Raw genomic sequence first — 21,894 nt, forward strand, 5'->3', positions numbered from 1 at the left:
CCGTAGGCCGGAGCGTCGGCCGACGGCCGACATGCAAAGACGAGAAGAGGAGAGGGCATGAAGATTTTCAAAGGCCAGGGAACGTCCGACCTCGGCAAGCCGTGGCGCTACGAGGAGGACGGCCTCACCGTCATACGCGGCTGTGCCTGGTCGCCACCGGGCTGCCATCCTACCGGCTGCGGCATCAAAACCTACGTGAACGATGCGGGCGAGCTGGTGAAGGTGGAAGGCGACGAGAACCATCCGATCACGAACGGACGCCTGTGCGTACGGTGCCTGACGATCCCCGACTACGTGTACAACCCCGACCGCATGCGCTACCCGATGAAGCGCGCCCGCGAGGACCGCGGCAAGGACAAATGGGAGCGCATCTCGTGGGACGAGGCATTCGACCTGATTGCGGAGAAGGTTGCTTACTACAAGGAGACCTATGGCGCCGAGTCCATCCTGCTCATGGGCGGCACTGGCCGCGAGGGCGGCCCCATGCTGCCGGCATACGCTCATTCGGCGCTCGGCACGCCGAACGCATGCTACACGCAATCGGGCTACTCGTGCTACATTCCGCGCGTGGCCGGCACCACCTACGTGCTGGGCGCGACCTACCCCGAGATGGACTACGCCGGCGGACTGCCCGGCCGCTACGACGATCCGGCGTTCACGTTGCCGGAGCTCATCGTGTTCTGGGGCAAGGAGCCGCTGCCGTCCAACGGCGACGGCCTGTTCGGCCATGCGGCCATTGACATGATGCGCCGCGGCGCGAAGCTCATGAGCATCGATCCGCGTGTGAACTGGGTGGCCACGCGCGCCGATTGGCACCTGCGCCTACGTCCCGGCACCGATGCCGCGCTCGGCATGGCCATGCTGAACGTCATCATCTCCGAGGACCTCTACGACCACGACTTCGTGGACAAGTGGTGCTACGGCTTCGACCAGCTGGCCGAGCGCGTGCGGGACATGCCGGTGGAGAAGGCCGCCGGGATCTGCGGCATCGATGCCGACCTCATCCGCGAGGCGGCGCGCGTGTACGCCACGTCGAAGCCCGCGCAGATCGCCTGGGGCCTGGCCATCGACCAGAAGTCCAACGGCGTGCAGGCCGGCCACTGCGTGTTGGCGCTCGAGGCTATCACCGGCAACATCGACGTGCCGGGCGGGCAGCTCATCGGCGATGTGAACGACGGGCTGGAGCTCGGCTTCGGCTGGAACAACCTGGGCCCGGAGCTGCAGGGCAAGATCATGGGCATCAAGGAGTACCCGGCCTACGTGGGGCTCGTGCTGAACGCCCAATGCGACATGGTGCTCGATGCGCTGGAGACAGGCGAGCCGTACGCGTTCAAGATGGGCGGCTTCGAGGACACGAACTTCCTCGCCGGCACCTGCGCCGCGCAGCCCAAGCGCTGGCACGACGCCATGGTGAAGAACCTGGAGTGGTGCTTCGGCATCGACGTGTGGATGACGCCCACCATCCAGGCGTGCTGCGAGCTGTTCCTTCCGCTTTCGACCACGGTCGAGCACGACACCGTGGTGTACACGCACTACGGCGCGTCGCCCATCATGGCCGGTGCCGTGAACAAGTCGATCACGGTGGGCGAGGGCAAGGGCGACTGCGAGATCATGTACGAGATCGGCAAGCGCTGCATGCCCGAGAACTACGAGCGCTTCGAAGACTACTACGACTTCCTCGAGTACTACCGCCTGAACAACAAGCAGACGTTCGCGGAGCTGCGCGAGGAAGTGGTGCACCAGAAAGTGGAGACGCTGTCCTACCGCAAGTACGAGTCGGGCAAGCTGCGCCCCGACGGCAAGCCGGGCTTCAACACGCCGACGGGCCGCGTGGAGCTGTACTCGACGATGTTCCGCCAGTTCGGCGAGGACCCGCTGCCCTATTACGAGGAGCCCCAGCTAAGTCCCGTGTCCACGCCCAAGCTCGCCGAGCAATTCCCGCTCGTGCTGACCACCGGTGCGCGCACGTACTGCTACTTCCACTCCGAGGGCAAGCAGATTCCCTACCTGCGCGAGATGAACCCGGATCCCCTCATCGAGATCAACCCCGACGACGCCCTGCGCTTCGGCGTGGCCGACGGTCAGTGGGTCGAGGTGGAGAACCCCTTCGGGAAGTGCGTGCTCAAGGCCAAGGTTTCGCAGATCGTGAAGCCCGGCGTGGTGCATGCCCAGCATGGCTTCTGGTTTCCCGAGAAGGACGGCGAGGAGCCGAGCCTCTACGAGGTGTGGCGCTCTAACATCAACGAGCTCGTGCCGCACAAGTACATTGGCAAGCTGGGTTTCGGCTCGCCGTTCAAGTGCCTGCTGTGCAGCGTGAAGCCGGCAGAGAGGAACTACGACACCGACCTGCAAGAGGTGTGGGATCGATTCGGGAAGTTGGTGAAATAAATGGGCGCCTACGGTTTGCTGATCGACTACGAGTTCTGCACGGGATGCCAGTCGTGCGAGGTCGCCTGCAAGGAAGAGCACCGCATCCCCGTGGGGCAGTGGGGCATCCACCTGCTCGACGACGGCCCGTGGGAGTGCTCGGACGGGAAGTTCAACTGGAACAAGATCCCCGTTCCCACCCGCCTGTGCGACCTGTGCGCCGAACGCACGGCCAAGGGCAAGCAGCCCAGCTGCGTGCACCACTGCCTGGCCGGCGTCATGCAGTACGGGCCGGTGGAGGAGCTGGCGCGGGAGCTTGCGGAGAAGCCCAACCAGGTGCTGTTCGCCCCGAAGCCCTACCGGTACTAGGGCTTGCGCGCAGCCTGCGGAAGGCGGCGGGGCACGGCTTGGGCCGTCCCCCGTCCTGCAGGCCGGCAAAGGCAGCAAGGCAAACGAGAAGGAGAGTGAGATGCGGGAAGAAGACTACAAGGCCGCCGAAGCGGTGAGGCTCGAAACGCTCGCGGACGTGAACGACCTGGGCAAGCCCTGGCGCTACGAGGAAGACGGGCTCACCGTGACGCGCACCTGCCCGTGGTCGCCCCCCGGGTGCCATCCCGTGGGATGCGGCCTCAAGCTTTATGTGAACGACGAGGGCCGCTTGGTCAAGGTCGAGGGAGACGAGAACCATCCGGTCACGCAGGGACGTTTGTGCCCGCGGTGCATCGCGCTGAAGGACTACGTGTACAATCCGGCGCGCATCCTCGTGCCGCTCAAGCGCGACCGCGCCGACCGCGGCAAGGCCGATGCCTGGGAAGAGTGCTCGTGGGACGAGGCCTTCGGCATCGTGAAGGAGAACTACGAGCGCATCTGCGCCGAGTACGGTCCCGAATCCATCATCGGCATGTCGGGCACCGGTCGCGAGGGCGGCACGATGTCGCTGTACCCCACCATGGTGTTCGGCACCCCGAACTACTGCTACATGCAGTCGGGCTACGCCTGCTACACCCCGCGCTTGGCAGCGGCGGCCTACATCACGGGAACGACGTACGCCGAATGGGATTATTCCGGCGCGCTGCCCGGGCGCTGGGACGACGAGCGCTACGAGCTAACGGAATGCCTGGTCATATGGGGCAAGGCGCCGCTCGAGTCGAACCCCGACGGCTTCTTCGGCCATGCGGTGGTCGACGCCATGCGTCGCGGCATGCGCATCATCCAGATCGACCCGCGCGTGAACTGGCTGTCCGCCCGCGCCGACATCCTCCTGCAGCTGCGCAGCGGCACCGACACCGCGCTCGCCATGGCCATGCTGGACATCATCATCGAGGAGGACCTCTACGACCACGACTTCGTAGAGTACTGGTGCTACGGCTTCGACCAGCTGGCCGAGCGCGTGCGCACGATGCCGCCCGAGAAGGCCGCCGAGATCTGCCAGGTGCCGGTGGAGAAGATCTACGCCGCCGCCCGCATGTACGCCACGGCCAAGCCGGCCGCCATCCTATGGGGCCTTGCCGTCGACCAGAAGACCGACGGCATGCAGAACAGCCAGTGCATCATCTCGTTGCAGGCCATCACCGGCAACCTGGACCGCCCCGGCGGCCAGCTGCTGCCCGGTTCGGATGCGGGCCACAACGAGCTGGGCTTCGGGTACAAGGAGTGCATACCCGACGAGCTGTTCCAGAAGATGATCGGAATGGCCGAGTACCCGGCCTACTGCAACATGATCTTGAACTCGCAGGTTGACCGCATGCTCGAGACGCTCGAGACCGACGAGCCGTATCCTATCCGCATGGGCTTCTACATGGGCGACAACGCGCTGACGAACTGCTCCATGGAGCCGAAGCGCTGGCGCGCCGCGCTGCTGCGGTCGCTGGAGTTCTGCATCGGCATCGACACGTTCATGAACGCGTCGATCCAGGCGACCTGCGACCTGTTCCTGCCTATCGCCACGGTGGCCGAGCGCGAGGGCACGGTGTTCACGCACTATGCGCCCTGCACGGTCACGGCCGGGTTCATGCACAAGGCCATCGACTGCGGCAACCTGCCCTCCGACATGGAACTGGCGTACCGTCTGGGCAAGTACCTGCATCCCGAGCGCTTCGAGAAGTGGGCGAACGAGCACGAGCTGGTGGAGGCGTTCCGCTTGGGCGTCGAAGAGCACGGGGAGTACTTCGACCGCGTATCGCAGTGCGTGGTGGCGCAGGTGCCCATCGACTACTACAAGTACGAGAAGGGGTTGCTGCGTCCCGACGGCCAGCCCGGCTTCGCCACACCCACCGGGCGCGTGGAGCTGTGGTCGACCGCGTACAACCAGTTCGGCGAGGACCCGCTGCCGTTCTACATCGAACCGGAGTTCAGCCCGGTGAGTAAGCCCGAGCTGGCCGAGGAGTACCCGCTCGTCCTGACGACGGGTGCCCGCACCACGGCCTTCTTCCATTCCGAGCATCGCCAGATCCCCTATCTGCGCGAGTTGAACCCCGACCCCATCATGGAGATCAACCCGGTGACAGCCCAGCGCTACGGCGTGAGCGACGGGCAATGGGTGCGCATGTGGAACATGTTCGGCGAGTGCTTCATGAAGGCGCGGGTGTCCGAGATCGTCGACGAGAAGACCGTGCACGCGCAGCATGGCTGGTGGTTCCCCGAAGAGGACGGCAGCGAGCCCAACCTGTACGGCAACTTCCGCTGCAACATCAACAACCTGCTTCCCAACGGGCATATGGGCAAGCTGGGATTCGGCGCGCCCAACAAGTGCCTGATATGCAACATCGAGCCCGTCTCTGAGAGCTACGACACCGATATGGCCGTCGTCTGGGAAAAATTCGGAAAGCTGGTGTGATATGGCAACGTACGGACTTCTGATCGACTACGAGTACTGCACGAACTGCGGCTCGTGCCAAGTGTCGTGCAAAGAGGAGCACGGCTACCCGGTGGGAAAGACCGGCATCGCGGTCCATGCGGACGGGCCGTGGGCCATTGACGAGGACAACTGGAACTTCAACTACTTCCCGCTGCCCACCGATCTGTGCGACCTGTGCGCCGACCGCACGGAGCGAGGCCGCGAGCCGATCTGCGTGTACCACTGCCTGGCTAATGTTATGTGCTACGGCGAGGTGGAGGAGCTGGCGAAACGGTTGGCCGACAAGCCCAAGCAGCTGCTGATCGTGCCGCAGTACCTCCCGCGTGAGGCGCGCGGGGAGTTCGTGCACGTGGACAAGGGCGATGCGCACCAGGCGGCGCATGTGGAGGTGAAGGCCACCGGCGTGGCCGCGTTCGGCGCACACCGCCACGATGCCAAGGTGGGCGAGATAGACGAGTCGGATGTGATCGAGGATATCTTGTAGGTCAGGGCGAAGCATCCCCGCCGCCGGCCCGGGTTCCTCCGGGCCGGCGGCCACGGGCTGGGCTGTGCCGGCCCTTGCTGCATGAGGAGGGGGTGCTGACGGGGCAACGCATGAGAAAGGCGGGATACCATGGAGGATACTGATCGTTTGGGCAGGACGGCTTACATCCGCTACCGGGGCGGCGTGCGAGGGGATCGCCCTTGCGACGACCGATCCGACGGGGAGCCGCTCGCCGTGCGCATCGGCGGGCACCGGGTTCCGAAGGGGGTCGAGCGGGCATTGCTCATGCTGGAAGTGGGCGAGAGCTGCACGCTCGTGATTCCTCCGGAGGAGGGCTACGGTGCGGCGGATCCGAAGCTCGTGCAATGGTACCCGCGCTCGGTGCTCGACCATGGTTACGACCTAAAGGAGGGCTCGATGGTCATGTGGCAAAGCGCCGACGGCCTTGCGGCCAAGCCGGCCTCGATCGTCGATGCGACCGAGGACGCCGTGAAGATCGACCTCAACCATCCATACGCGGGCAAAACGCTTGAATACTGGGTCGAGCTCGTGGGTTTGGAATAGGCGGCGCTCCATGTGCTACCCCTGTACGATGTGCGGCCGCTGCGGCAAGTTCGACCCGGACAGCCCGCTCTACACTCCGCCCCCGACCATACCCTGCCTTGCCTGCGGCGGCGACGTCGACCCCGCCACCGGCATCTGCCGCGACTGCGGCGCCTCCGCCTTCGCCCCGGTGGGAACCAAGGCGGAGGCTGACTCCGAAGGTCGGAACTGAAAGCCCCCCATGCAAGCGCCTGGCTTCGCTGAGAGAGGGCTTGGGGGAGGGTCTTCTGCGAACCTGACTTGATCGCGCAGAGGATGGTGCGCTACGATGCTTTGCCGCCGCCGTTCCGGTCTCTGCGAGAATTGCTTCCAGGCTCTTGTGAAAGTCACGAAAAGCCGGTGCCAAATTGCCGAAAACGACGGAAGAGGCGCTGGAATCGGTCATCGAGCCCTATGCTACACTGGCCGTGCCGTAGGCGAAGTCGGCCAGGGGGGAAGACTTTCATGCATCATGAGCAAGCCGGACAGTCCGATATTTCCATCGATATGAGGTTCCTTCAGTGGGACGACGAGCATGAGGCATCGAGGGAGTTCACGCTAAGGATACCGCTGCTCTGCGTGCTCGGGCTCGCGTTCTACTTCGGTTGGATATTCTGCCTGTTCTGGAGCCCGGTTCTGCTTCCATCCGCTGCGGTGGGCGATTTCGAGGCCCATGCGATCCGCACGGTGATGACGGTCGCCATGTTCGTCGCCTACGTGGCGTTCGGGTTGTTCGCGCGGTTCTTTGCGTCACGGAGAGGCGAGCTGCTGCTGCGCTTGACGTCGCTTCTGTGCTGCCCTTTCGGCTGCGCTGTTGCGGTTCTGCCGCCTGCAGGCGACCTCGCGTTGCCTGCCCTGCTTTGGTGCGCAAGCGGCGTGGGCAGCTCGGCCCTGCTGCTCGTCTGGTCGAAAAAGCTCGTCATCCTCAATCGCAAGCAGATCATCTTCTCGGCTTCGGGCGCATTTCTCGGAGGGTCGCTCCTGCTCCTTACGATGTCGTTCTTGTCGACGGGCGTGGCTGCACTGATCGTGTCGTCGCTGCCGGTCGTGTCGGTGCTGCTCGCGTGGCTTGTCCTGTCGCCTTCCGTCACCTTCGCGCCATCCGACGAGGACGGTGCGGGTTTCACTCTATCGGGGAGAGAGGATCCCATCGCCTGTGCGGGCCTTGACGAAGCGCCTCCTGAGCCGAGCGGCCCGGCTGACGGAAATGAAGCGGACGGGACCGATCGGTTCTCCTTCATGCGCACGGTCTTGTTGGCGTTCGCTTACAGCGTGGGCATTGGCTTCGTGGGATCGAGCGCTACCGTGCATGCTTACTATCCCTATGCAGTGTACGTCATAGCCGCCGCCAACGCGCTTGCCGCGGTTTTCACGGTGCTCTTCCTCGTGCGCAAATCGAGGGATATCGCGCTCATCCTGACCGAGGTGTTCCTCCCCATCATGCTCGTCTGCATCTTCGTGTTCTCGTTCGCAAGCTACGTCGGCCAGCTAGCGTGCCTATTCGCCATGTTCGCGCTCTTGGCGTGCCACGATATCGTGGACATCGCCAGCGTCTCGAAGAGCTTCCGGTTGTTCGACGAGAACTACGTGAAGACGTTTGCGGTCGGGCGAACGTTGAACGGCTTGGGCTGCACGCTCGGCTGGATCGTGGGCACGGTTATGCGCTTCGCCTTTCCGGGTGATCCGCTCGGGCGCATGTTCATCTGCTTCGCTTTGGTGGTGCTCCTGGTGGTTGCGACGAGCTTCGCCGTGTTCCATCCCGGTCCTCTTTCCTACGTGAGGGAGGTGAGGCTCGAGGCTGAGCGGTCGGCACGCAGCATCGCCCTCGAGGCGGGGGCGGGAAGGGCGCTCGAGCTGAGCACGAGGATCGTCGCCGGTCGATACGATTTGACGCCGCGCCAAGCGGAGGTTCTGTACTGCCTGGCGCAGGGGCGCAACGCCGGTTATATTGCCGAGAAGTTCACCATATCAGCCCACACCGCCAAGAGCCATATCTACAACATCTACAACAAGCTGGGCGTCCACTCCCAGCAGGAACTGCTGGACATCGTGGAGTCCGAGGGCGTGCCGGAAGGTCCGCAAACTGTCCTTGACGTGCACTGACTACGCTTAGTACCCAGAGTCTGATTTCCCTGCGTCAGGTTTTGCGTGCCTTGGCCGGCCGTTTCGACGGCACTAACCTTCCTCACGTGGGATGCGGGGCACGAGGGACCCGCATCAGGGACATAAGGGGGGGCGCATGGATTCGAAAACGCAACATCGGTCGAAGCTCGGCACGAAGGCGACGCTCTTGCTGTGCGCTTGCGACAGCAACGCGCTTGGCTCGGAGATGACGCCTATCCTGGCGGTCATCGCGCTCGCTTTCCCTGGCGAGAACGTGAACTTGCTGGTGGCGCTGCCGCCCCTGTGCATCATTCCGGCCTCGCTCATTGCCGCCAAGCTGTCGTACCATATCAGCCGAAAGACCATCCTCACCATCGGCCAGATACTGTTCATCATCGGCGGTATAGGCGGCGCCTTCGCTCCAAACTTCGAGTTCCTGCTGGCCACACGCGTGTTCTTCGGGTTAGGCTGCGGCTTGGTGTATCCTATCGTGCCCACGCTCATATCGCATTTCTTCGCGGGCCAGGAACGCGTCGGCATGATGGGCGCTGCGAATGCCGTGGGGTCGGTCATCGCCATGGTGTTCTCGACGCTATCGGGCACGCTCGCGGTCATCGGATGGCATGTACCGTTCTTCGTGAACATCTTCTTCGTCTTCGTTCTCATCATGCAGCTGGTGTTTCTGCCCAAAGTGCCGCCCGAGAAGGATCTGGAGTTCTCCCGTAAGGCGAGCGAGCTCTCTCCGCAGCAGAAGAAGATCGGTGCCCGTGCATGGGCGGGCATCCTTCTCATGTTCGTGTCGATGACGATAGGCATGGTGTACCTTCTGAAGATGGCCATCTTCATCCAGGAGGCGGGTATCGGCGACTCGGTCATGGCGGGCTTGGCCTCGTCTTCAACCACGCTCACGGCCCTCGTCGTCTCGTTGGCTTTCGCCCAGCTGTTCAAGCATCTGCGACGTTCCACCGTGCTGGTTCCCATGGCGGCGATCGCGCTGTCGTTCACCTTGCTCGCCTTCGCCACATCGCCCGTTGGCGTGTTCGCCGGCGCCATCGTCTACGGCGTGTACCTCGGAACCATCATCCCGTACCTGCAGACTGCCCTCTCGGGGCTCGTGCACCCGTATCGCCGGACCTATGCGCTGTCGCTGCTGTCCATGGCCATGTTCGCCGGGCAGGCGTGCTCGTCGGTTTACGTATCCCTTGCCGAGGGGATAGCGGGCGGTAGCACTGCCGCGCTGTTCGAGCTGATGGCAGCCATGTTTGCCGTGCTGTTCGTTATCGTCCTCGTGTATCTGGTCGCCACGCGCCGACAGGCGGCGTACCCTTATGGCGACGTGACGGAGTAGGCCATGTGCTGTCCGTGCATCCATTGCGGCAAGTGCGCCGATCGCATGGGACGCTGCGTGGCCTGCCGTGAGAAGCTGCCCGAGCCATTTGCGAGGCGCTGCCCGTTATGCGGTGCTGAGCAACCGCCGCCGCCGGGAACGAGGCTGCCTGTCGGGGGCATTCGGAAGAAGTGAGGGCACGGGGACGCTGCGATGCAAAGGGGGTTGCATGATGGGCGTGGAGAAGGCTCTTCTGATCGATTACGAATACTGCCTCGGCTGTTCAGAATGCGAGACGGCGTGTCTTGCGGCCCATGGGAGCGGTCCCGAGGCGCTGGGGATCAAGGTGACGAAACTAGGCCCTTGGAAGACGCGTGACGGCTCATGGCAGTACGACTTCGTGCCCATACCCACCGATTGGTGCGACCTGTGCGAGGAGCGCACGGATCGGGGAAGCCGTCCGGCCTGTGCGCGCCGTTGCCGGTACGGTGCCATCACGTACGGCACGGTGGACGAGTTGGCCGCCTTGTTCAAGGGCAAGTCGAAGATGCTGCTGTTCTCGCCGAAGAGCTCTGACAGGCGCTAGCGATGCCTGCTTGGCTACCTGTTCGGCTCCAGGGAGCCGAACAGGTGCTTGTCGATGTTCAGCAGGGGGGCGTTCCTTGCGGGTACCGAGAGCAGCGATCGGTATAGGGAGCCCCAAACGGCATCGATGTGCGTGCGGTAGAACGCGCGCAGGTCTTTCTCGTCGAACGTCCCCTTCTTCCTGAAGCGGTAGAGGTCGTTGCAATGGCGGTAGAGCCCCATGACGATGGAGGCGCACAAGGCCACCATCTCGTTGGGTTCCATACCCTCCTTCAACTGCTCCTGTTTGAAGAGATTGCAGTAGATGGATTCGCTCGCAAGGATGTTCTCCAGCTCGAACCGCGCGAACATGCCGCTCTCATCGCGCGCGGAATGCAGGATGTAGCTGACATCGAACAGCCCGAACATCAACTTGAAATCCTGCACCATGGTTTCGATCACCTTGTCCTGCAAGGGCATGTCGTGTGGGAGCTTGCCAGAGAAGGCTTTCAAGGCCAGGATGTTCTCCTTCCCGAACTTCCTTAGGATGGACTCCTTGGTGGGGAAGTACTTGTAGAGCGTGCGCGTGGACACCTCGGCCTCGGCTGCGATGTCGTTCAGCGTGGTCTTCTGGTATCCGAGCTCGCAGAACAGCTCGATGGCGGCATCGTAGAGACGCTGCTCCATCGCCATTTTGTTCTCTTTGCGGCTCGACATGCCCACCCCGTTTCCCCGGACGCCCGTGTAGGCCCATTCTATAGGCCCTTGCCGATTCTGCCAAGCGGACCCGCCTGTCGCCGGGAAAGCATGACGCGTCGGGCGCGAAAACTTACTTTTTTCTTGCTAGGCTCCAACAGCGGACGCAATCAAGGAGAAGCATATGCCAAACGACATTAAGACAACGTTCAAGACGATGGGGTTCTGCGGGCCTTGCACGGCGTCGGATACGGCGGAGATCGACGTGCGTGATGGACGCATCCTGCGCACGCGTCCGTTCAGCTACGTGGCGCATCAAAGCGAGGACGGACTGAACCCATGGAGCATCAAGGCCCGTGGCCGAGAGTTCAAAGCCAAGGAGAAGACGGAACTCTCGCCTTTCGCCTTGGCGTACAAGCAGCGCGTTTACTCGCCGAACCGCATCCTCTATCCCATGAAGCGCGTGGACTGGGATCCGCAGGGCGAGCGCAACCCGCAAAACCGGGGCAAGAGCAAGTACGAACGGATCAGCTGGGACGAGGCGACCGATATCGTCGCGGCCGAGGTGCTGCGCATTAAGGAATCGTATGGCCTGAACTCTATCCTCGTGCAGTCGGACGGGCACCATCTGATCAAGACCATCCACGGTCCCCGCGGTACCGAGGGCTACCTGCTCGACCAGATAGCACTCAAGGAGACCGGAGTCGAGCTGGCGAACGACTTCTGGATGCACGGTGACGGTGAGGGGGCCGTCCGAACCGGCCGCGCCAAGGGAGGCGGCTACACCATGCAGGCGCGCAACCCCGATTCTTGGGAAGGCTGGTACTGGGGCGCCAAGCACATGTGGGGCCAGGACCCGGTGGGCGAGGGCGACCAGTACAACCTGTTCAAAGATGTGGCGAACCATGCAGAGTCGGTGCTGTTCTGGGGCTGCGATGTGGAGACCACGCCTTGGGGCTGGGGCGGGTGCTTTCCGAGTCGCTACTGCTTCTTTCTTACCGACATCGGTGTCAAGCAGATCTATATCTGCCCCGATGCGAATTACGGCGCTGTCGTCCACGCCGACAAATGGATTCCTGTGCTGCCCAATACCGATTCGGCTCTGCAGCTCGCCATAGCCTACGTTTGGATAGACGAGGGCCTCTACGACGAGCAGTACCTTGAGACGCACGCCATCGGGTTCGATTGGTTCGTCTACCATGTGAAAGGCGGTGACGACGGCATCCCGAAAACCCCGAAGTGGGCCGAGGATGTATGCGGCGTTCCCTCGCGCACCATCAAGGTGCTCGCGCGGCACTGGGCAAAGCGCAACGTGTCCATAGCCCATTGCAACGGCGGCTCGATGATCCGCTCGGCCTATAGCCACGAGCCGGCCCGCCTCGAGGTAGCCTTGCTCGGCATGCAGGCACTTGGTGCGCCGGGGCGCAACCAGGTCAAAATGATGGAATGGCAGCTGTTCGGCTTGGCGAGCCAGATGCCCGCCCCGCGCTCGGAGGTCATCCCTACGCTGAACGACATCCTGTGGCCCTATGCCGCCGACCAGCGCGAATCGTTCGTCCCCGAGACGCTGGTCCCCGAGGCGCTCGCAGGCGACTTCGACCACGAGCGTCCGCTTACCTGGTACGGTGTGACCTGCGCCGGCCTACCCACCGAGGACCAGTTCACGGAGTACCGGTATCCCGTGGAGGGCAGCGAACGCATACATATGGTATGGACCGACGCTCCCAAATGGACGAGCTCGTGGAACGGCGGCTTCGCGTTTATGGATGCCATCCGCTCGGAGCACATCGAGTTCGTGGTGGCCCAGCACATCTGGATGGAGGACGACTGCCTGCTGGCCGACCTCATCCTACCCATCAACACGAAGTTCGAGGAGCGCGACATCAACTGCGACATCTCGTCGGGCAACTACAATGTGCTGATGGTCGAGGATCGTTCGATCGAGCCCTTGGGTGAATCGAAATCGGACTACGAGAGCACGCTCGAGGTGGCGCGGAAGCTGGGACTGTACGAGGCGGTGACGGGAGGCGAGACCGTCGAGGATAAGATCAGGCGCGGCTTCGTAGGGTCGGGTATCCAGGATCGCCTGTCGTTCGAAGAGTTCTTGGAGCGGGGATGTTATGTCGTGCCCACCGCCAAAGATTGGGAGGGCGACAAGGCGGGGTTCCAGCGCTTCTACGAGGATCCCGAGCGCTACCCGCTATCCACGCCCTCGGGCAAGATAGAGTACTACTCTCCGCGCCTTGCCAAGCATTTCCCAGACGATGGCGAGCGTCCCCCTTACCCGCATTGGATTGAGAAGGGCGAGACCCATCCCGACGAGCGTTTGAGCACGCCTCGGGCACAGCGCTATCCCTTCCTGCTCGTGTCCAATCATCCGCACTGGCGCCTGCATTCCCAGATGGACGACTGCGCCTGGTTGCGGGAGATCGAGACCTGCAAGGTGATGGGGCCGGACGGATACCGCTACGAGCCTCTGTGGATCAATCCTGCCGACGCGGCTGAGCTGGGTATCGGACACGGAGACATCGTGCGGGTTTACAACGAGCGCGGCTGGACTTTGGGAGGCGCCTACGTGAGTGAGCGCGTCATGCGCCACGCTGTTCTCCAAGATCATGGGGCGCGCATAGACCCTATCGTGGTGGGCGAGAGCGATCGAGGCGGCACGAACAACCTGATAGCCCCGAAGGCGGTTGCGTCAAAGAACTGTGCGGGCGAGGTGACCTCGGGTTATCTGGTCGGCGTTGAGAAGGTGGATGTGTTCGAGCTGGCTGCGCGGTATCCCGAGGCGTTCGGGAGACCCTACGATCCGGACTACGGTGTCCTGCAGGATGCTTGGTTCGACCTTGACTGAAGGAGTGAGGATGAAGGTATTCGTGATAGACGTGGCCAAGTGCAGCGGCTGCTACAACTGCCAGATAGCCTGCAAGGACGAACACTGCGGGAACGATTGGCCGCCGTACGCGAAACCGCAACCGGAGACCGGACACTTCTGGATGCGAGTGAAGCAGGAAGAGCACGGACAGGTGCCCAAGGTACGGGTGGAGTACACGCCCTGGCCCTGCATGCACTGCGAGGATCCGAAGTGCGGGCGGGTGGCTCCGGACGCCGTGGACGTACGCGACGACGGTCTTGTCATCATCGATCCCGAACGCGCTGTGGGCCGTCGGGAGTTGGTGGATGCCTGCCCGTACGGGGCCGTGTTCTATAACGAGGAGCTCGATGTACCGCAGAAATGCACGGGCTGCGCCCACCTGGTTGATGAGGGAAAACTGCCGCACTGCGTCGATTTGTGCGCCACGGGCGCGTTGCGCTTCGGTGACGAGGAGGAGTTCGCCGACGAGTTACTCCATGCGGAAACCTATCTGCTCGAAGAGGGGTGCAGGCCGCGGGTCTTCTACCTCAACCGGCCCTATCTGTTCCTTGCCGGCGATGTGTGGGATCCAGCCTGCGACGAGATCGTGGAGGGTGCCCGCGTGACGCTTGCAATGCTCGACGGCACCGTGCGTAAGACCGTCACCGATGATTTTGGTGACTTTTACTTTCGCAAGCTCGACGAGGGCGTCTACGACGTTGCCGTGGAGGCAGACGGATACCGGCCGGTTGAAAGGAGGGGCATCGAGCTGAAGAAGAGCCTGAATCTGGGCGATTTCGCGCTCGTACGCGCTTAAGAGGGTGAGAGGCAGGGGAATAACGAAGGGACGAGGAGGATATCATGCCAACATTGCATTTCAACGAGCACGCCTCGCCGGCGTGCACGGAGCTCGGGGACGGCACGCGGGTGTACCGAACGTGCTCGGCCGGCATCGGTTGCCATAACCTGGGCTGCGGCCTCAAAGTGCACGTGAGGGACGGCAGGCTGGTCAAGGTGGAGGGCGACGAGGAGAACCCCATCAGCAAGGGCCGGCTGTGCGTGCGCTGCCTGACGGCTAAGGAATACTACTACCACAAGGACCGGCTCCTCCATCCGCTCAAGCGTGCCCGCGAGGACCGGGGCCGCGACGTCTGGGAGCGCATAAGCTGGGACGAAGCACTCGAGACCATCGTGGAGGCATATCGCAGGACCGTCGACGAGCACGGCATCGACGCCGTGAGCGTGTGGTGCGGAACGGGCCGAGAGGCGAGCCAGATACACTTCCAGATGGCCAACGACGTGTTCGGCACGGTCAACGCCGTGCATCCCAACAGCGGCTGGTCGTGCATCGTCCCGCGCATGGCCGCCATGCTCTGGACCATGGGAAGCTCCTATATCGAGGCCGACAACGCCGTCGGACTCCCCGAGCGCTACGACGACCCTCGCTGGGAATGCCCGAAGTACGTGCTGGTATGGGGCCGCGACCCGCTGCGCTCGAACCCCGACGGCCTGTTCGGCCACTCGCTCGTGGAGATGATGAAGCGCGGCGCGCGTCTCGTGGTGGCCGATCCGCGGGTGAACTGGCTTGCCACGCGCGCCGAGGTGCACCTGCAGCTGCGGCCCGGCACCGATGGCGCGCTTGCGCTGGGGCTTCTGAACGTGGTCATAGGCGAGGACCTCTACGACCACGACTTCGTCGAGCGCTGGTGCTACGGGTTCGAGCAGCTTGCCGACCGGGTGCGCGCGTACCCGGTCGAGCGGGTCGCCGAGATCACGGAGGTGGATGCCGCCGACATCAGGGCGGCGGCCCGCTGCGTGGCCCAAAGCCCCTCGTCGCTTTCCATGGGGCTCGCGGTCGACCAAAACCCCAACACCCTCCAGATCGGCCATGCGCTGCTGTCGCTCTTCGCCATAACCGGCAACATGGACGTGCCCGGCGGCTGCTTCATGGGCCTGCCCCCCATCTTCGCCGGTATGGCCGAGAACGTGCCGGCCGCCGAAGCGGCAGGCGAGCCTGAGGGCCTTGCCAAGTTCGGCAACGTGGGCGTCGAGCCGCTCGGGCACGATCGCTACCCCGCCATGAGCGCTATCGTCAACACGACCCATCCCGATGCCACGCTCGACGCGCTGGAGACGGGTGCGCCCTGCAAGATACGCTTCGCCTACGCATTCGGGCACAACACCCTCGCCTGCATGGTGCCGCAGCCCCAGCGGTGGTACGAGGCCATGCGCGATATCGACTTCATCGCCGTTGCGGACCTGTTCATGACCCCTACCATCATGGGCCTCGCCGACATAGTGCTTCCGGCGTCAACGTTCTTCGAGAAGCAGGGCTATGTGTCGAACAACAACGCCTCGCAGCCCGGACAGCTGGGCGCCATCGTGCCCGTGCTGGAGCCGATGGGCGAATGCCGAGCCGATCTGGAGATCATGCTCGAGCTGCACCGCCGCCTGTACCCGGCGAGCGTGAAGCCCGGTTGGGCCTCGCCGTCGGACTTCATCGACGGCCAGCTGGCGAAGATGCGCGGCGTGGATGCCACGTACGGCGAACTGAGCGAGCAGATCATCGGCCAGTACGAGATCGAGTACCGCAAGTACGAGAAGGGGCTGCTGCGCTCGGACGGCCAGCCGGGCTTCAACACGCCCACGGGCCGCATCGAGCTGTACTCGACCGTGCTCGAGAACCTGGGCGACAACCCGCTGCCGTACTACCTCGAACCAAAGTTCAGCGCCTTGTCGCGACCTGACCTCGCGAAAGCCTACCCGCTGACGCTCACGACGGGTGCCCGCCGCTTCACCTCGTTTCACTCCGAGAACCGTCAGATAGAGACGCTGCGTGAGATCCATCCCTGGCCTACCGTGGAACTGCATCCCGAGACCGCGCGGAGGCTCGGCATAACCGAGGGCGCCCGGGTGTACGTGGAGAACCATCTGGGCCGGGCGAAGCTGGCTGCCCACCTCACGCCCATCGTGAAGGAGGGCGTGGTGAGCTGCGACCACGGCTGGTGGCTGCCCGAATCCGACCCCGAGAACCTGTTCGACGTGTTCGAGGTGAACGTCAACCAGCTCGTTCCCCACGAGGAGAACGGGCCGCTCGGGTTCGGCACGCATTACAAGAGCATGCCCTGCAAGGTCTACCGGGCTGAATAAGGAGGCGCAACATGACGCACTACGGTCTTCTGATAGACAACGAGTACTGCACCGGGTGCCACTCCTGCGAAGTGGCGTGCAAGAACGAGCACGACCTGCCGCTGGGGCAGTGGGGCATCAAGGTGCTGGAGTTGGGCCCTTGGAAGCTCATGGACGGCAAGCACTGGGAGTACCGCTACGTCCCCGTGCCCACGTCGTACTGCGATCTCTGCGCCGATCGGGTGGAGGCGGGCGAGCGGCCCAGCTGCGTGCACCACTGCCTGGCGAGCGCCATGGAGTACGGCACGCTGGAGGAGCTTGCCGTGAAGCTGGGGGGCAAGGGCAAGATGGCCTCCATCTTCGTTCCTTGATCGCTTCCTGATCGGCTTCGTTGGACGTTCAAAACTTACTTTTTAGTTCTTACACTCAAGCTGCACGGTAACGTGCAGGCAGACCTATCGAAAGGGGAAACCATGTCCGAGAAAACGAAGATCTCAAGCGGCCAGATAGGAGTGTTCGCCGCGCTCATGTGCATGTACTTCATCGCGCCCACGCACAGCGCCGTGAACGTAGCCTCTACGGGCCTCATGAGCACGTACGGGGTCGATGCGAACGCCATCTCCTATATGGTGTCAATCACCAACCTGCTCGAGATCCCGGCGGCGTTCGTCATCGGCCTGGTGGCGGGGCGCAAGCTCAGCTACCGCGCGTGCGCTCTGCTCGCCACGGCCCTCGTGTTCGTGGGCGGTGTGCCCACCTTCCTGGGCGCCGCGCTGCCGTGGGAGGGCATCCTGGTGACGCGCGCGATACTCGGTTTAGGCCTCGGCTGCTTCATGCCGGTCGTGCTCGGCGTGATCTCGCTCATGTTCCAGAAGGAGTCCGTCCGCGCGACCATGATGAGCGTGGCATCCGTGGTGTTCAACGTCGGCATGATCGTCACCACGAACGTGGCCGGCATCCTGGGTGCCATCTCTTGGAACCTGGCCTGGGGGATCTATCTGTTCTCGCTCGTGCCGTTCGTGCTGTGCATCTTCCTGCTCACGCCGAAGAACGTTCCGGCCGTGCCCGCAACCGATGCGTCGGGCGAGAAGGTGAAGATCAAGCTCCCGGTTTCCGGCTGGGTGCTGCTCGTGCTGTTCCTAGGCGGCATCATCATGAGCCAGTCGCTGTTCAACCTTGGCGGCGCCACCATCGGTGCAGTCGTGGACAACCCTGCCGTGATCGGCACCATCTTCTCGTTGTTCTCGGTCGGTGCCATTGCCTCGGCCCTGCTGTTCGGGCCTGCCTACAAGTTCCTCAAGGCGTATGCCATCCCGGCGTTCTGGGTGGTTGGCATCGTGGGCTATGTGCTGTGGTACGCGGCGCATGTGACGGGCAACGTTCCGCTGTTCTACGTCGCCATCGTCTTGGCGGGCTTCGGCACCAACACCATGACGGTTGGCGTCCCCATGCTGTTGTCCACCTTTGTCGCCCCTGCCATCGTGGGCACAGTCATGGGCTTCAGCTACGTGTTCCAGAACGGCGGCGGCTTCCTGGCCTCTCCCATCGACCAGGTGGTTTCCCTGGTGGCGGGTGCCGACGCCATCATGAGTTCCGTGTGGATCTTCGATATAGTCGTCGGCATCCTGGTGCTCGTGGGCCTCGTCTACGTAGCTAAGAAGGCGAGCGCCATGAAGGCGGAGGCTCCTGCAACCGACGAGTAATCGTTCTGCCCGGTACGACGGGGCCCTTCGGGGCCCTTTTTCGGTGGTCGGGCGGGTGGCTTGCCCGCTTTGTGCCGGTCGTCCCGCCTCTGCGAAGCTAGACGAGCGTCACGGAGCGGGACACGAAGAAGGCCCCGTCAAGGGGCCTTCTTCGTGCTAGGGTGCCGTGCGTCGGATCAAGGCAGGAATATCACCGCCTTCGAGCCCTTCTCCTCGAGCTTCTTCGAGAGCTCGTCCACAGGCCCCCATTCTATGACGTTCGCGAGGCAGTGCAACGCACAGGTTGGGATGCCGCCCGACTCCACGCGCTCGGCGCAGAGGTCGCAGTAGCTGGTGGGGAAGGGGAGGTAGTTCCACTCGAGCTTGCCTTCCTCCATCTCGAACGGGCCGAATTCCACCATCTTGATGCCCCACTTGTCCAAGGGGAAGCCGTGCTCGTTCTTGCAGGCCAGCTCGCAGCTCTGGCAGCCGGTGCAGTATTCGTAATCGATCATCAGTCCGATCTTGCCCATGGGGTCCTCCTTATCCGAGCACGCATTCTTCGTGCGGGGTCTTGTACACCTTCACCGGCACCTGCTTGTAGGGGGCGCCGAACCCCATTTTCCCGAGCACGCGGTGGGGGACAAGGCTGTTCACGTTAGACTTCCACACCCCGAACAGGTGCGGCTCCTCGCCGTCTTCCTCGGGGTACCACCAGCCGTGGGCGGCCGCCACTACGTCCTTGCGTACGGTGGGCGTTACCTTGGCTTTCTCGTGTGCGCTGCCCCAGGGGTTCTCGATCGTCACCTCGTCACCCGACTTGATGCCGAGGGTCGCTGCCGTCTCCGGATGTATCTCCAGGTAAGGTTCGGGGGTGAGCTGGCGCAAGCTGGGTATCTGGCGATGCTCCGAGTGGAACGAGGCGAAGTAACGGGCCCCGGTCGTGCACATGAGCGGGTACTCACGTGCCAGGTCCGGACGTTCCTCGGCTCCCAGCTTGGGCGGGAAGTAGTAGGGCAGCGGGTCGTCGCCGAGCGACTGATAGCCGGTCGACCACAGTTCCACGCGGCCGGTAGCGGTCTGGAAGCCGGGCAGGCCGTCGGCGCGGATGAGCCCGCGTTCGTGCTTCTGGTACCCGCCGATGTCGTTGGTTGCCACTACCTTCTCGGACAGCTCCTCCCAGGTGGTGTCCATCTTGCCCACATCGTCGGCCAGGTACTCCTCCACCGTCCTGAACGGGTACTCCTCGTGATAGGCGCGCTCGTAGAAAGCGTTGCCGAAGTGGATGAGCATTTCCAGGTCGGATTTGCACTCGCCCACCTGCAGGCCCTTGTTGATGGCTCCGGCTATGCCCATCTGGCAGCCTTGGTTCGTCATGACGATGCCGTCGTGCTCGGCCCAGGTGGCCAGGGGCAGCACCACATCGGCCAAGGCCATGACCGTCGGGGTCATGAACATTTCCTTGGCCACGGTGAATTCCATTCTCATAAGCGCGTCGTGCCACCGCTTGGGCTGGGCCGAGCAGGTGGGGGAGAGCAGGTTCGTCGAGTCGAGCCAGGCCATCTTCAACTCGTAGGGTCGGCCTGTCTCCAGCGCCTCGAGTGTGATGTCGGGATGGGTGGTGTTCAGCAGGACCTTGACTATGGGATAGACGTCCCAGCCGATGCACTTGTTCTTGAGCTCTTCGCTCATGAAGTCCGTGGCTCCGGTCATCTCGAACTGCATCTGCACGCCCACCACGGTTCCGCCCGGCACATCGAGATTGCCGGTGATGGCGGCCATGGCGATGAGGCACTGCGTGACCTGGCAGCCGTTCGGGTTCTGGTCGACTGCCACGCCCATGAGCAGGCTCCAATGATGCACGCCGTCGTATCCGAGCTTTCGGGCGCACGTGCGAATGTCGTCTGCCGAGATGCCGCAGGTTGCGGCAGCGAACTCGGGTGTATACCCCTGCACGCGCTCGACCAGCTCGTCATAGCCGTAGCACCACTTTTCGATGAAGTCGTGGTCCACGAGGTCCTCGTCGACCAGCACGTTGAGAATGGCCAGGCACAGCGCCGCATCGGTGCCGGGCAGCACCTGCAGCACCTGGTCGGCTCGTGTGGCCAGCCAGTTCACGCGCGGGTCTGCCATGATAAGCTTGCTGCCGCGCTTCATGAGCTCGATGAGGGCATGGCCCCACAGGCCGTCCGGGTTCGACTTGAGCGGCTCCTTGCCTAGGCAGAAAACGAAGTCGGGAACCACGAATGCGGGGTCGTTCCACACATCGACGTACCCGCCTCCGTAGTCGAGCTCGATGTAGGCGCTTCCCAGCATCATAGTCATGGCCGTTTGGCGCGGGCCCATGCAGGACCAGCCGGACTGGGCGTAGCAGTTGTTGGGCGTGCGCAGCACCTTCGACGAGAGCGTGAAGCCGTAGCGCACGGCCTCGCGGCCCGTGCCCATGTACACGCAGATAGCCTCCGAGCCGTAACGGGCGCGGATGTCCTCCGTCTTGGAGACGATAAGGTCGGTGGCCTCGTCCCACGAGATGCGCTCCCATTTGTCAAGGCCTCGGTCCTCGCGGGCTCGCTTCATGGGATAGCGGATACGGTCGGGGTGGTACACGGCCTCCTTGAGCGCCAGGCAGCGGGGGCAGAGCCGCCCCTGTGTTAGCTGGTGGTCGGGATCTCCCTCCACCTTTACCAGCTCGCCGTCCTTCACGAACAGGCGAATGCCGCAGCCCACCGCATGGCAGCCCGGCGGCGACCAGGCGCAGGTGCGGATGACCTCCGTACCGTCCTCGAGGACGGTTTTCTTGGGCGCGGGATTGTCCTTGAAATGGAATGCCATTTCATGCTCCTCTCTTGTTGGGGGACGATCAGGCCATGGTACGGAGGGGCAAGTAAGTTTCCCAGAGCCTGCGACTCGGGGCGTGACGGTGAAACAGCACTCCGAAACAGCCCCTCGTCCCTTCAGAACTTACTTTTTTACCCGTATTCTGCGCAGCGGAAGGGCAAGCCCTCTTCGCGCCTTCGGGCGTTGGGGGCGCGCCCTTGGCAGGACGGGCTCATCGAGAGGAGCGAGGAATGGTAAAACGCATCGACATGGAAGTCGAGCAGGGTGGGACCAACGAGGTGCGCCCTGACTTCTTCCGCGAGCCTCCGGTCAAGTACACCGGGGGCGACCTGCCTTGGCAGTGGGAGGAGGACGGCCTGGTAGCCACGCGCACGGGGGCGTGGGCGGCACCCGGTTGCCATGATGGCTGCG

General features: G+C 63.4%; 18 protein-coding genes. 15 read left to right on the forward strand and 3 right to left on the reverse strand.

Annotation, left to right across the window (positions count from 1 at the left end; all coding sequences use genetic code 11):
• The first annotated feature begins 57 nt into the window (after window positions 1–57).
• The 9 genes from GPA_RS15970 to GPA_RS16010 all read left to right on the forward strand — a co-directional run bounded on the left by GPA_RS15970 (window position 58) and on the right by GPA_RS16010 (window position 10,306).
• Window positions 58–2,388, forward strand: a complete 2,331-nt coding sequence (locus GPA_RS15970) for a molybdopterin-dependent oxidoreductase (protein WP_015540504.1) — start codon at window positions 58–60, stop codon at window positions 2,386–2,388.
• Complete coding sequence (locus GPA_RS15975; RefSeq protein ID WP_015540505.1) at window positions 2,389–2,736, forward strand: 4Fe-4S dicluster domain-containing protein; 348 nt, start codon at window positions 2,389–2,391, stop codon at window positions 2,734–2,736. It abuts the gene before it with no gap.
• Window positions 2,737–2,836: 100 nt separating this feature from the next.
• Entirely contained in the window at window positions 2,837–5,203 is a 2,367-nt protein-coding gene (locus tag GPA_RS15980) for a molybdopterin-dependent oxidoreductase (protein ID WP_015540506.1), read from the forward strand.
• A 1-nt stretch (window position 5,204) separates the two neighbouring features.
• Window positions 5,205–5,708, forward strand: coding sequence for a hypothetical protein (locus tag GPA_RS20530; protein ID WP_015540507.1), 504 nt, complete (start codon window positions 5,205–5,207; stop codon window positions 5,706–5,708).
• Between the two features lie 129 nt (window positions 5,709–5,837).
• Window positions 5,838–6,272, forward strand: a complete 435-nt coding sequence (locus GPA_RS15990) for an FKBP-type peptidyl-prolyl cis-trans isomerase (protein ID WP_041239815.1) — start codon at window positions 5,838–5,840, stop codon at window positions 6,270–6,272.
• Between the two features lie 10 nt (window positions 6,273–6,282).
• Window positions 6,283–6,483, forward strand: coding sequence for a hypothetical protein (locus tag GPA_RS15995; RefSeq protein WP_041239816.1), 201 nt, complete (start codon window positions 6,283–6,285; stop codon window positions 6,481–6,483).
• A gap of 272 nt (window positions 6,484–6,755) precedes the next feature.
• Window positions 6,756–8,393, forward strand: a complete 1,638-nt coding sequence (locus GPA_RS16000) for a helix-turn-helix transcriptional regulator (RefSeq protein ID WP_041239817.1) — start codon at window positions 6,756–6,758, stop codon at window positions 8,391–8,393.
• Window positions 8,394–8,529: 136 nt separating this feature from the next.
• The gene (locus GPA_RS17025; protein ID WP_015540510.1) at window positions 8,530–9,741 is read left to right on the forward strand and encodes an MFS transporter; all 1,212 of its coding nucleotides are present in this window, start codon (window positions 8,530–8,532) and stop codon (window positions 9,739–9,741) included.
• A 208-nt stretch (window positions 9,742–9,949) separates the two neighbouring features.
• A complete protein-coding gene (locus tag GPA_RS16010) occupies window positions 9,950–10,306 on the forward strand; it encodes a 4Fe-4S dicluster domain-containing protein (RefSeq protein WP_015540511.1) in 357 nt (118 codons plus the stop codon).
• A gap of 14 nt (window positions 10,307–10,320) precedes the next feature.
• On the opposite strand, the gene GPA_RS16015 is transcribed toward GPA_RS16010, so the two are convergent.
• Window positions 10,321–11,001 carry a TetR/AcrR family transcriptional regulator gene (locus GPA_RS16015; RefSeq protein ID WP_015540512.1) on the reverse strand — a complete coding sequence of 227 codons (681 nt, stop codon included), beginning with the start codon at window positions 10,999–11,001 and terminating at the stop codon, window positions 10,321–10,323.
• Between the two features lie 163 nt (window positions 11,002–11,164).
• Here GPA_RS16015 and GPA_RS16020 point away from each other — a divergent pair, with 163 nt between their 5' ends.
• From GPA_RS16020 to GPA_RS16040, 5 genes are all read left to right on the forward strand, one after another.
• Complete coding sequence (locus GPA_RS16020; RefSeq protein ID WP_015540513.1) at window positions 11,165–13,834, forward strand: molybdopterin-dependent oxidoreductase; 2,670 nt, start codon at window positions 11,165–11,167, stop codon at window positions 13,832–13,834.
• Window positions 13,835–13,844: 10 nt separating this feature from the next.
• Window positions 13,845–14,651, forward strand: a complete 807-nt coding sequence (locus GPA_RS16025) for a 4Fe-4S dicluster domain-containing protein (protein ID WP_015540514.1) — start codon at window positions 13,845–13,847, stop codon at window positions 14,649–14,651.
• Window positions 14,652–14,695: 44 nt separating this feature from the next.
• Window positions 14,696–16,984: a molybdopterin-dependent oxidoreductase gene (locus tag GPA_RS16030; RefSeq protein ID WP_041239819.1), complete on the forward strand. Its 2,289-nt coding sequence runs from the start codon at window positions 14,696–14,698 to the stop codon at window positions 16,982–16,984.
• Window positions 16,985–16,995: 11 nt separating this feature from the next.
• Window positions 16,996–17,334, forward strand: a complete 339-nt coding sequence (locus GPA_RS16035; RefSeq protein WP_015540515.1) for a 4Fe-4S dicluster domain-containing protein — start codon at window positions 16,996–16,998, stop codon at window positions 17,332–17,334.
• 102 nt (window positions 17,335–17,436) lie between these two features.
• Window positions 17,437–18,666, forward strand: a complete 1,230-nt coding sequence (locus GPA_RS16040; protein WP_015540516.1) for an MFS transporter — start codon at window positions 17,437–17,439, stop codon at window positions 18,664–18,666.
• Between the two features lie 176 nt (window positions 18,667–18,842).
• On the opposite strand, the gene GPA_RS16045 is transcribed toward GPA_RS16040, so the two are convergent.
• Complete coding sequence (locus tag GPA_RS16045; RefSeq protein WP_015540517.1) at window positions 18,843–19,178, reverse strand: hypothetical protein; 336 nt, start codon at window positions 19,176–19,178, stop codon at window positions 18,843–18,845.
• A gap of 10 nt (window positions 19,179–19,188) precedes the next feature.
• Window positions 19,189–21,477 carry a molybdopterin-containing oxidoreductase family protein gene (locus GPA_RS16050; protein WP_015540518.1) on the reverse strand — a complete coding sequence of 763 codons (2,289 nt, stop codon included), beginning with the start codon at window positions 21,475–21,477 and terminating at the stop codon, window positions 19,189–19,191.
• Window positions 21,478–21,713: 236 nt separating this feature from the next.
• On the opposite strand from GPA_RS16050, the gene GPA_RS19670 reads away from it, so the two are divergent.
• Window positions 21,714–21,894, forward strand: a 181-nt coding sequence (locus GPA_RS19670; protein ID WP_041239820.1) for a hypothetical protein, incomplete at its 3' end; no start/stop codon positions are given.

The sequence above is a fragment of the Gordonibacter pamelaeae 7-10-1-b genome (assembly GCF_000210055.1).
Lineage (GTDB): Bacteria > Actinomycetota > Coriobacteriia > Coriobacteriales > Eggerthellaceae > Gordonibacter > Gordonibacter pamelaeae.

Coding starts and splice junctions, on each gene's coding strand:
- GPA_RS16040 (WP_015540516.1), top strand. CDS start 17,437: ATGTCCGAGAAAACGAAGATCTCAAGCGGCCAGATAGGAGTGTTCGCC.
- GPA_RS16020 (WP_015540513.1), top strand. CDS start 11,165: ATGCCAAACGACATTAAGACAACGTTCAAGACGATGGGGTTCTGCGGG.
- GPA_RS16035 (WP_015540515.1), top strand. CDS start 16,996: ATGACGCACTACGGTCTTCTGATAGACAACGAGTACTGCACCGGGTGC.
- GPA_RS16000 (WP_041239817.1), top strand. CDS start 6,756: ATGCATCATGAGCAAGCCGGACAGTCCGATATTTCCATCGATATGAGG.
- GPA_RS16050 (WP_015540518.1), bottom strand. CDS start 21,477: ATGGCATTCCATTTCAAGGACAATCCCGCGCCCAAGAAAACCGTCCTC.
- GPA_RS16030 (WP_041239819.1), top strand. CDS start 14,696: ATGCCAACATTGCATTTCAACGAGCACGCCTCGCCGGCGTGCACGGAG.
- GPA_RS15975 (WP_015540505.1), top strand. CDS start 2,389: ATGGGCGCCTACGGTTTGCTGATCGACTACGAGTTCTGCACGGGATGC.
- GPA_RS16015 (WP_015540512.1), bottom strand. CDS start 11,001: ATGTCGAGCCGCAAAGAGAACAAAATGGCGATGGAGCAGCGTCTCTAC.
- GPA_RS16025 (WP_015540514.1), top strand. CDS start 13,845: ATGAAGGTATTCGTGATAGACGTGGCCAAGTGCAGCGGCTGCTACAAC.
- GPA_RS15990 (WP_041239815.1), top strand. CDS start 5,838: ATGGAGGATACTGATCGTTTGGGCAGGACGGCTTACATCCGCTACCGG.
- GPA_RS15980 (WP_015540506.1), top strand. CDS start 2,837: ATGCGGGAAGAAGACTACAAGGCCGCCGAAGCGGTGAGGCTCGAAACG.
- GPA_RS17025 (WP_015540510.1), top strand. CDS start 8,530: ATGGATTCGAAAACGCAACATCGGTCGAAGCTCGGCACGAAGGCGACG.
- GPA_RS15995 (WP_041239816.1), top strand. CDS start 6,283: ATGTGCTACCCCTGTACGATGTGCGGCCGCTGCGGCAAGTTCGACCCG.
- GPA_RS16010 (WP_015540511.1), top strand. CDS start 9,950: ATGATGGGCGTGGAGAAGGCTCTTCTGATCGATTACGAATACTGCCTC.
- GPA_RS15970 (WP_015540504.1), top strand. CDS start 58: ATGAAGATTTTCAAAGGCCAGGGAACGTCCGACCTCGGCAAGCCGTGG.
- GPA_RS16045 (WP_015540517.1), bottom strand. CDS start 19,178: ATGGGCAAGATCGGACTGATGATCGATTACGAATACTGCACCGGCTGC.
- GPA_RS20530 (WP_015540507.1), top strand. CDS start 5,205: ATGGCAACGTACGGACTTCTGATCGACTACGAGTACTGCACGAACTGC.